At 43.8% G+C, this 10,892-nt stretch carries 6 protein-coding genes and 1 tRNA gene; all 7 read left to right on the forward strand.

Annotated elements, in window-relative coordinates:
- Positions 1-1,126 precede the first annotated feature (1,126 nt).
- The 7 genes from pdhA to AC5JL8_RS29095 all read left to right on the forward strand — a co-directional run bounded on the left by pdhA (position 1,127) and on the right by AC5JL8_RS29095 (position 10,500).
- Positions 1,127-2,161, forward strand: a complete 1,035-nt coding sequence (pdhA, locus tag AC5JL8_RS29065) for a pyruvate dehydrogenase (acetyl-transferring) E1 component subunit alpha (protein ID WP_495883155.1) — start codon at positions 1,127-1,129, stop codon at positions 2,159-2,161.
- 93 nt (positions 2,162-2,254) lie between these two features.
- Positions 2,255-3,124, forward strand: coding sequence for an aldose epimerase family protein (locus AC5JL8_RS29070; protein ID WP_495883156.1), 870 nt, complete (start codon positions 2,255-2,257; stop codon positions 3,122-3,124).
- A gap of 62 nt (positions 3,125-3,186) precedes the next feature.
- Positions 3,187-3,258 (forward strand) — tRNA-Lys (locus AC5JL8_RS29075).
- A gap of 202 nt (positions 3,259-3,460) precedes the next feature.
- Positions 3,461-4,156 (forward strand): Uma2 family endonuclease, encoded by a 696-nt coding sequence (locus tag AC5JL8_RS29080; protein WP_495883157.1) that lies wholly within the window; start codon positions 3,461-3,463, stop codon positions 4,154-4,156.
- Positions 4,157-4,453: 297 nt separating this feature from the next.
- The gene (fba, locus tag AC5JL8_RS29085; protein WP_086683751.1) at positions 4,454-5,533 is read left to right on the forward strand and encodes a class II fructose-bisphosphate aldolase; all 1,080 of its coding nucleotides are present in this window, start codon (positions 4,454-4,456) and stop codon (positions 5,531-5,533) included.
- Between the two features lie 368 nt (positions 5,534-5,901).
- Positions 5,902-9,786: a PAS domain S-box protein gene (locus tag AC5JL8_RS29090; protein ID WP_495883158.1), complete on the forward strand. Its 3,885-nt coding sequence runs from the start codon at positions 5,902-5,904 to the stop codon at positions 9,784-9,786.
- Between the two features lie 264 nt (positions 9,787-10,050).
- Positions 10,051-10,500 carry an Hsp20/alpha crystallin family protein gene (locus tag AC5JL8_RS29095; RefSeq protein ID WP_495883159.1) on the forward strand — a complete coding sequence of 150 codons (450 nt, stop codon included), beginning with the start codon at positions 10,051-10,053 and terminating at the stop codon, positions 10,498-10,500.
- Positions 10,501-10,892 lie beyond the last annotated feature (392 nt).

Consider the following 10,892-nt stretch of genomic DNA (forward strand, 5'->3'; position numbering starts at 1 on the left):
TAATTCACCTAGAGCATTCCAGGCATGTAAAACCGTGCCATAATAATACCGTGTTGACTTTACACTACAAGTGTATATTGCAACAACTTGTTTTGTATCTTCCCGAAAGTTGAGTCATATTCTAGTACCAACATTTTGTCTTCGCCTAGAATGCTTCAGCTTTTTGTTTTAATTCTTAGTATTTTAATTTTCTTTAACCGCTATCAGCTTTCGATACCATAAAGTCCAACTTTCCTTTTTGTTAGGAGATAGTACATTAAGTTTTGTACTTCTAGGGACTTTTGACGCTCTCGTGCATCAAAATCAAAGGATTATCTGCTTATGCAGGTTACTCTACTTAGCTATGGATGTACTCTTGGCGAAGCAAAACGGCAATCAAGGCGATGCCAGCTACTCCTACTCTCTTTGATTTGCACCATTGAGATTACTTTATATATTTTTGATTCATTTACTAAACTTTGAGTGTTGCTGTCTTGAAGCTGGTGTTAGATCTTTGGTGTAGTTACCCCAAAGAAAGCCGACTTTTAGGATTCAGTTAGTTCAACACATCTGTATTGATTTTACCAGATACGCGACAGCTAATAACACAGACTCATAGCACTCATTGCATAACGGAGTTCTCTGCCTTGTCACAAGTGCCGTGGTTCATGTATCACAAAGCTACACGATTGATCTTAAGTTAAATACTGTCCCTGGTATGCGGTATGATCAACACCGCTTGGTAGATTTATGTCTGATAACTAGAGAACGGAATCATATCATTATCAGGCATGAATTACAATTATTTAGCTCAGTAGAAAAATTTTTGCCTTCATTTTTGCCAAATTGTTAATGGATATGCAGAAAGAAAGCTATTCTGATTGGTAGCCTATGAGAGGGGTGGGGATAAATCCCAGGGTAGCTTTTGCCTTTAGGGTAATATCCTCGCAAAACGTGGGCTGAGAAATTAAAAATCAAAAATTAAAAATTAAAATTTCACCCAATTCCCTAATGTTCTGTTTGGTAAATCAATTTTGATTGTTGACTCCGGCAAACACTAGCTTGTTAAATAGCTAATGCGCTATGAGAGCAACTTATTGAAAATGGTAAATTTCAGTTTGACGTGACACGGATAGTAAACAAAATAATGGTTCAAGAACGCACATTACCTAGCTTTAATGCCGCCACTGTCCAAATCACCAAAGAAGAAGGCTTGCGGTTGTATGAGGACATGATCCTTGGGCGCTTCTTTGAAGACAAATGCGCTGAAATGTACTACAGGGGCAAAATGTTTGGTTTTGTCCATTTGTATAACGGTCAAGAAGCCGTTTCTACTGGCGTTATCCAAGCGATGCGGCCAGGAGAAGATTTTGTTTCCAGTACCTACCGCGACCACGTACACGCTTTGAGTGCAGGAGTGCCAGCCAGAGAAGTAATGGCGGAGTTATTTGGCAAAGCCACAGGTTGCAGTAAAGGGCGCGGTGGTTCCATGCACATGTTTTCTGCGGAACATCGCTTACTAGGTGGCTATGCTTTTGTGGCTGAAGGGATTCCTGTAGCGGCGGGTGCGGCTTTTCAAAGCAAATACCGCCGTGAGGTATTAGGAGATCAAAGTGCTGACCAGGTAACCGCTTGCTTTTTTGGCGATGGGGCGGCAAACAACGGTCAGTTTTTTGAAACTTTAAATATGGCAGCCTTATGGAAACTGCCAATTCTTTTTGTGGTAGAAAATAACAAGTGGGCTATTGGTATGGCTCACGATCGCGCAACTTCCGACCCAGAGATTTACAAGAAAGCCAGTGCCTTTAACATGGCCGGCGTAGAAGTAGATGGGATGGATGTGTTGGCAGTGCGAGCAGTAGCCCAAGAAGCAGTGGCCCGCGCTCGTGCAGGTGAAGGCCCGACCTTAATTGAAGCACTTACCTACCGTTTCCGGGGTCACTCTCTGGCAGACCCAGATGAACTGCGAAGCAAAGCTGAGAAAGAATTTTGGTTTGCCCGTGACCCCATTAAGAAGTTGGCAGCTTATTTAGTTGAACACAATTTGGCAGATCAGGAAGAACTTAAAGCCATTGAACGTAAGATTCAGGGAGTTATCGACGACGCGGTACAGTTCGCCGAAAGTAGCCCAGAACCAGACCCCAGTGAGTTATATCGCTTCGTGTTTGCAGAAGACGAGTAAACAGTGCTGAGTCATGAGTGCTGAGTAGTGAGTAGAAAGAACAATACTCAGCACTCAGCACTCAGTACTCTCTTTAGCTGAGGACTAAAATTTGTGTTTTCAATAGCAATTCAACAGCAGCAATACAAAACCTACATTCTTTCTGATGAAATCGCTGGTTCCCAACTGGAAGTTGTACCAGAACGCGGCGGTATCATCACTCGTTGGCGCGTCCAAGGTCAAGAAATTCTCTACTTAGATGCTGAACGCTTTGCCAATCCTGATTTGAGTGTTAGGGGCGGAATTCCGATTTTATTTCCTATCTGTGGCAATTTGCCGGAAAATAGTTACAGCTACAACGGGCAAAGCTATGCTCTCAAGCAACATGGCTTTGCCCGTGATTTACCTTGGCAAGTCAATAACCAAGTAACCCACAATCAAGCTAGTCTCACCTTAGTTCTCAACAGCAACGAGCAAACACGAGCAGTTTATCCTTTTGAGTTTCAACTAGCTTTTACATACGAACTGCAAGCAAACACCTTAGAAATTCGGCAGGAGTATAAGAATCTGTCATCAACACCATTGCCTTTTTCTATGGGTTTTCATCCCTACTTTCTGGCAACTGATAAAAATCAACTAGAGTTTGAAATACCCTCTGGGGAATATCAAGACCAAAGAACTAAAGAAATTTATCCATTTAATGGTAATTTTGACTTTAACGTAGATGAAATTGACGTTGCCTTTAAGCAACTAACTAGTCAATCTGCCTCTGTGGTAGACAACAGCAGAAAGTTAAAATTGACTCTAGATTACGGGAAAGAATACCCCATTTTGGTATTTTGGACTCTTAAGGGTAAAGAATTTTATTGTTTGGAACCGTGGAGTGCCCCCCGTAACGCGCTGAACACAGGCGAACATCTAACTGTGTTGGAACCAGGAGCTAATTATCTGGCATCTGTAAGGTTAACAGCCAATTTTTTCTAAACCCCTTTACAAATCTACAGATGTTAATGCTATAATTGCAAAGTTGCGAAAAACAACTTAACGGGTCGCTAACTCAACGGTAGAGTACTCGGCTTTTAACCGATTAGTTCCGGGTTCGAATCCCGGGCGACCCATATAATAAAAGGAAAAAATGCTCGCTGATGCTTGAGAAATCAAAGTAGAGGCTAGGTTTATTGTTAATAGGAAAATTGTAAGTGCGATCGCTTATAGGGATGGTTATTTAGAGAATCAGATGGGCGATCGCACAATATCTACAAACAATAAATTTCGGCAGTTCGGTAGGATAGGCTTAGGCTAAACCCAAATACCATCGTTATGGTGAAAACACCTCCACAGCATAGGACAATTCCCTTTTTGGAAAATGGCGACAAACTCACACGTTATGAATTTGAGCGTCGCTACAATGCCATGCCTAACTTGAAAAAAGCCGAATTGATCGAGGGAATTGCCTATATTATGCCTGCTGCTTTGCGTTTCAGAAGTCATGGTCAACCTCATGGCTGGATCATTGGTTGGTTGGTTAGTTACGAAGCAGCTACTCCTGGTGTCGCTTTGGGAGTTGAACCAACTGTACGCCTAGACTTGGATAATGAACCTCAACCAGATGTAGTTCTCCTGATTACACCTGAAGCTGGCGGTCAAGCGCGACTGAGTGATGACGATTATATTGAAGGTGCGCCAGAGTTAATTGTCGAAATTGCTGCTAGTAGTGTAGCTATTGACCTTCATGCCAAAAAACAAGCTTATCGCCGCAATGGTGTAAAAGAATATATTGTCTGGCAAGTTCTAGAGCAAAAATTGAGTTGGTTCTATCTAGAACAGGGTGAGTATCTGGAATTAGTACCTGATGATCGTGGAATTCTGCGAAGTCGAGTTTTTCCAGGGTTATGGTTAGGGGTAAGTGAGTTATTAGTAGGAAATATGCAGTCCGTGTTGGCGGCTTTACAAGCAGGCTTGCAATCTCCTGAACACGCAGCATTTATCCAGCAATTAGCAGCTTTACTGAGTTGAAGAGCCAGAATTGCGTAAAAATAGCCCGTTTTAGAAATCGCCTTTGATCAATCATCTAGGATATAGGATTACCAAAGCTTCAAACTGTGGCGTAGCAAACTGTACAGTAAGCTATTGTGAATATAAGGCACATTTATGAGTTGTAGCGTAAAGTTTTTCAACATAAACACACATCGCTAGTTATAATTTCCTATATGTTGAAAAAACTCTTAAGATTAGCGTAACAATTACATTAAAGGTAAATAATTACGCTTCTTTCACACCGACTAGCTGACAACCACATTAGGAGGACTATCTATGGCGCTTGTACCATTAAGGCTGTTGTTGGATCACGCGGCTGAAAACGGTTACGGCATCCCAGCTTTCAATGTTAACAACTTGGAACAAATTCAGGCTATTTTGAAGGCTGCTGTAGAGACAGATAGCCCTGTAATTTTGCAAGCTTCTCGTGGCGCTCGTAACTATGCAGGAGAAAACTTCCTGCGCCATTTGATTTTGGCTGCGGTAGAAACCTATCCTCAGATTCCCATTGTCATGCACCAAGATCATGGTAATGCTCCTTCTACCTGCTACTCAGCAATTAAGAATAACTTCACCAGCGTGATGATGGATGGTTCGCTGGAAGCTGATGCTAAGACTCCCGCAAGCTTCGAGTACAACGTCCGTGTTACCAGCGAAGTAGTGAATGTAGCTCATTCTCTAGGTGTCAGCGTTGAAGGCGAACTCGGTTGCTTAGGTTCTCTAGAAACTGGTGCGGGTGAAGCTGAAGATGGTCATGGTTTTGAGGGTACACTCGATCACTCTCAATTGCTGACCGACCCCGACGAAGCTGTTAACTTCGTAGAGCAAACCAAAGTAGATGCTTTGGCAGTTGCTATTGGTACAAGCCACGGTGCTTACAAGTTTACCCGCAAGCCGACTGGCGAAATTTTGGCAATCAGCCGCATTGAAGAAATTCACCGCCGTTTGCCCAACACTCACTTGGTAATGCACGGTTCCTCCTCCGTACCTGAAGATTTAATTGCTCTGATTAACCAGTATGGTGGTGCAATTCCTGAAACTTACGGCGTACCTGTAGAAGAAATTCAAAAAGGTATCAAGAGCGGTGTACGTAAAGTAAACATTGACACCGACAACCGTTTGGCAATTACTGCTGCGGTACGTGAAGCTTTGGCAAAAAATCCCAAGGAATTTGACCCGCGTCACTTCCTCAAGCCTTCTATTGTCTATATGCAGAAGGTTTGTGCAGAACGCTATCAGCAATTTGGTACAGCTGGTAACGCTAGCAAGATTAAGCAAATTTCTTTGGAAGATTTTGCTGCTAAGTATGCCAAAGGCGAACTCAACGTTGTCACCAAGTCAGCGGCCAAAGTCTAATTTGCTTAAAAAATACATAGGGGTATAGCGTAGTAGCGCTCCTATCAGACTGGAAATTGTGATATTGAAATATAACCGAGTAGCATTTAAGTTACCCGGTTTTTATTTTATTTACCACCTAAGCATAAGCGGTGGTAGAGGGCAGAGGGCAGAGGAGCAGGGGTGACAAGGGGATAGGGGACAAGGGGACGAGGGGACAAGGGGACAAGGAGAATAATTAATGACTGTTGCCTATTCCTTATTCCCTATTCCCTATTGCCTGTTACTCAGCACTTCATCACTCAGCACTCAGAACAATAATTATTGATCGCTTTAATAGAATTATGAGAATCGCTATAGTGTCAATACTGGAGTTAAACTAAATCATAATGCGCTCCTGGTTACATAGCATATTCTTATCTAGCCTTCGTACTCGCCTGGTAGTTCTCGTTCTCCTAGCTGTCGTTCCAGCACTAGGGCTAATTCTCTACACCGCTTCAGAACAAAGAAATAGTGCAACGGTAGAGGCGCAGGAAAACACACTAAGGCTTGTCAGATTAGCGGCTAATAACCAGAGGCAGGTTGTTGAGGCAACCCGCCAACTCTTAACAGTATTGGCACAACTTCCGGTTGTGCGTAAGGGCAACTCAGCAGAGTGCGATCGCTTGCTTGCCGATCTCCTCAAGCAGTATTCTACCTATGCCAATTTTGGCGTACTTGATGCTCAGGGAAAGACAATTTGCAGTGCTATTCCCTACACTGGCTCGATTAATGCAGTAGACCGCGCTTATTTTCAACGTGCCATGCAAAGCCGCAAATTTGCAGTTGGTGAGTATCAAATTGGTCGTATTACCAAAAAAGCAACGGTTAACTTTGCTTACCCCATTCTAGATAAGGTGGGGCGAGTTCAAGCTGTGGTCATTGCTGCCCTTGATTTAGCTCAGTTGAACCAGTTACTGGCGCAAGTGAAGTTGCCGGAAGGGTCGGTGCTGAGTATTGTTGACCACGAAGGCAGGCTTTTAGTTCGCTATCCTGAACCGCAGAAGTGGGTTGGGAAGTCTTTATCAGAGGATACTTTCACCCAAATGCAACTCGCTCAAGGTGAGGGCACATATCAAGTGATAAGCTTGGATGGTATCCCCCGTCTATTTGCTTTTACCCGACTGGGTGATGATCCACTTAACCCTGATGCTTACATCAGAGTTGGTATTCCTACTTCCACTGTACTGGCAAAGGCAAATAGGCTGTTAGTTCGCAATCTGGTTGGGTTAAGTGTTGTTACTATCTTGGCGTTAATTGCAGCATGGGTAGGTGGAGATATTTTTCTGATACGTCAGATGAACTTGCTCGTGCAGACAGCCCAAAAGCTTGGCGGTGGTCAACTGAACGCACGCACCGGACTTGCGGATACATCGGGAGAACTCGGTCAACTGGCTCGTGCTATTGATGAGATGGCAGAAGCACTCGAAGCACGGGAGGTGGCGATCGCTTCCTTGAACCAAGACTTGAAAACTCTGTTTGATCTAATTCCCATAGGAATTATCGTCGCTCAAGACCCGGAATTTAAACAGGTTAAAGCAAACCCGGCGTTTGCTCAGATTTTAGGTATATCACCCGAAGATAACGTCTCCTACACTCCAGTTGAGACGCCTCGTCCATCCTACAAGGTCTTACGCGATGGCAAGGAACTCACGCCTAATGAATTTCCTCTACGCTATGCCGCCATTCATCAGGTGGAAGTCAGAGGAACAGAGGTTGATATTGTCCGAGGTGATGGCACTGTATTTAATCTGTTTGGTTATGCTGCTCCCTTATTCGATGAGCAGGGTAACGTCAGGGGATCGGTAGCTGCGTTCTTAGATATTAGCGAACTGCAAGCAGCGCTACGCGAACGCAAGCAAGCAGAGGAACGCACACGTCAGTTAATCACCCATGTTCAAAACCAAGCGAATGTATTAGACGCAATTCTCTGCGCCTCCGTTGATCACATTTTTATTTTTGATCGGGCAGGTTGCTATCAATACGTTAGCCAAGGTGGTGCTACAGTAATGGGCTTGAAACCTGAAGATGTTGTGGGCAAGACCTGGCGAGAACTTGGGTTGCCCCCAGACACGATGACTCGATTGGATGCTCAACGCGAAGCAGTGATGGCTACTGGGCAACCGATCACGGCTGAGACTGATTACACAGCAGCAGACGGAATGCATTACTATGAATACATTCTTGCCCCACTGCAAAGTGCAATGCAGACGATTGAAGGTGTGATTGCTGTGTCCCGTGATATTACTGACCGCAAGCAGACAGAGCAAGCACTACGGCAGAGTGAGCAACGGCTACGGCTGGCGCAACGAGCAGCAAAAATTGGCACCTGGGAGTGGAATATCCAAACTAATGAGGTGTCTTGGTCGGAGGGTATCTGGGATATCTTGGGGCTAGAGCAGGGTAGCGAAGAACTCGGTATGAAGCCTTGGGTAGAATTTATCCATCCTGAAGACCGCGAACGAATATCGCAAACTGTAGAAACTTTATTCAAGCAAGGTGAAGAATACTACGACGACGAATTCCGTATTATCCGAAAGAATGGTACTGTTGTCTGGCTGGCATCCAAGGGGCGGATTATTCATGGTGTAGACGGGCAAGTTGAGCGTATTTTAGGAGTCAACATCGATATTAGTGAGCGTAAGCAAGCAGAAGAAGTTCTGCGGGCAAGTGAAGAACGCTTTCAGGCTTTCATGGCTCATAGCCCGGCCTCAGCCTGGATTACAGATGCTGACGGATGCCTTCTTTACCTTAGTCCTACCTATTACCAAACATTTAAGCTTCCGGCTGGCGATGCGGTGGGGAAAACAGTATTTGATGTGTATGATATCGAAATTGCCCAGCAATTCTTGGAAAATATCAGAACAGTAGCGACAACTAATCAGGTTTTGGAATTGATTGAAGTTGCACCTCGTCCAGATGGCACAATGGGCGATTTTCTAGTATACAAATTTCCCATTGCGAATCCGTCTGGGCAAACTCTGATAGGAGGAGTTGCAATTGATATTACTGAGCGCAGACGGGTAGCACAGGAGCGTGAACAATTACTGAACCGTGAGCAAGCAGCACGCGAAGCAGCAGAAGCCGCAAACCGAATTAAAGATGAATTTCTCGCAGTCTTGTCCCATGAACTGCGGACTCCCTTAAATCCCATTCTTGGCTGGACAAAACTTCTGCGTGCTGGCAAGCTGGATGAGGCGAAGAAGGCGATCGCATTGGAGACAATCGAGCGGAATGCTCAATTGCAAACTCAACTCATCGGCGATTTATTAGATATTTCTCGGATTTTGCAAGGCAAATTGATGCTCAATATTTGCCCAGTTGATTTAGCCGCAACGATTGAAGCAGCTAAGGAGACGGTACGTCTAGCAGCTGAAGCCAAGTCAATTCAAATTCACACGGATTTTGCTCCTTCAGTAAAATCTTTTATGGGTGATTCCGGCCGTTTGCAACAAGTTGTATGGAATTTGCTCTCGAATGCAGTCAAGTTCACCCCTGTAGGTGGTGAGGTGAAAATTAAGCTAGAGTCTGCTGATACTTATGCTGAAATTCAAGTGAGCGATTCTGGTAAGGGAATCAGTTCAGAGTTTCTGCCTTACGTGTTCGATACATTCCGTCAAGCAGATAGCGCAACAACACGAAAGTTTGGCGGCTTAGGATTGGGATTGGCGATCGTGCGTCATATTGTAGAAATGCATGGTGGCACAGTTTATGTAGAAAGTCCAGGAGAGGGACAGGGAGCAACATTTACGGTGCGATTACCGCTAATGATTACCACGCCAGAGGTAAAGCGGAACGAAACACAAACAGAAAAATTATTGGATTTGAGTGGAGTTCAGGTGCTGGTAGTCGATGATGAAGTTGATACACGCGAGATGCTGACGTTCATAATCGAACAATATGGTGCTGAGGTAAAGGCGACATCATCAGCAACTGAGGCTTTGGAGATTTTAAAACAGTTTCATCCAGATGTTCTAGTATCTGACATTGCCATGCCCGAAATGGATGGATATACGCTGATGCGTCAAGTTAGAGGCTGGCCTTCAGAGCAAGGCGGACAGATTCCAGCGGTAAGCGAAGCTATGCCGAAGGCTATCGCCTTGACTGCGTATGCAGGTGAATTTAACCAACAACAGGCCCTAAAAGCAGGTTTTCAAAAGCATTTATCTAAACCAGTAGAGCCGGATGAACTGGTGCGGGCGATCGCTAGTTTGGCATCTTGCAAACTGTTCTAATAGTAATTCGTAATTTGTAATTCAAGCACGTAGCATTGCCCACACTACACTAATTAAAATTTTAAATTTGTGGTTGGGTTTACCGAACATAATAAATAGATTTAACCGTACTTTTATCAGGTAATATTTTGGTTCGGCAATCATCATTAACTCGGTGAAGAAAACCGAATTTATCCTAATTTAGTTTTTCAATACTATAAGAACAAAGCAAGGATTTAATCCTCAATCGATTACTAAATAAACTCTTTTATACGAGGTGGAGATATGGCATTAGTACGTTGGAATCCCTGGCAAGAATTGACAACCCTACAAAATCAACTGAATCGCTTGTTTGACGAAGATATGCTCCCATCTACTGTTGCTGAAAGAGACTTTATTAGAGTTCCTGCTGCTGAGTTACAAGAAACTACAGATGCTCTTCACTTGAAGCTAGAGCTACCAGGAATTGATGCTAAAAATGTAGATTTGCAAGTCACTGAAAAAGCTGTTTATATCAGTGGTGAGCGGAAGTCTGAAGCTAAGACTGAAGAAAAAGGCGTTACGAAGAGTGAATTTCAATATGGTAAATTCCAGCGCGTGATTCCTTTACCTACTCGGATCGAAAACACCAAGGTGACCGCAGAATACAAAGATGGCATTTTGAATTTGACATTACCTAAAGCTGAAGCGGAAAAGAACAAAGTTGTCAAAGTAAATCTGCAATCTGCTTCCTAGTATAATTTTCTAGCAATTAGCTATCTACAGCTAATTGCTAATTCAAATCTGCTAATTTTAATAACCTTAATCTTAGCCTGGTTGCTCTTATGTAACCGGGCATTTTTGTTTGATATGTCAGCCCTAAATCATACCAATTCATACCGAGTTGCATTCAAAGATAGTAAATTAGGGCAGCAGAGGAGCAGGGGAGCAGGGGAGAGTTGTTGTACAAGAGACGCGATTAATCGCGTCTGTACTTTCCCCTCTGCCCCTTCTTCCCCTCAAGCTTGTGAGAAATGCGGGTTAAGGTTCCAAGTTCCAAGCACGACATTTCAAGTTCCGAACTCGACGTTTTGAGTTCCAAGCACGAAGTTCCGAGTTCCAAGCACGAAGTTCCGAGTTCTAAGTCC

The organism is Mojavia sp. (genome assembly GCF_059505145.1).

Coding starts and splice junctions, on each gene's coding strand:
- AC5JL8_RS29080 (WP_495883157.1), top strand. CDS start 3,461: ATGGTGAAAACACCTCCACAGCATAGGACAATTCCCTTTTTGGAAAAT.
- fba (WP_086683751.1), top strand. CDS start 4,454: ATGGCGCTTGTACCATTAAGGCTGTTGTTGGATCACGCGGCTGAAAAC.
- AC5JL8_RS29090 (WP_495883158.1), top strand. CDS start 5,902: ATGCGCTCCTGGTTACATAGCATATTCTTATCTAGCCTTCGTACTCGC.
- AC5JL8_RS29095 (WP_495883159.1), top strand. CDS start 10,051: ATGGCATTAGTACGTTGGAATCCCTGGCAAGAATTGACAACCCTACAA.
- pdhA (WP_495883155.1), top strand. CDS start 1,127: ATGGTTCAAGAACGCACATTACCTAGCTTTAATGCCGCCACTGTCCAA.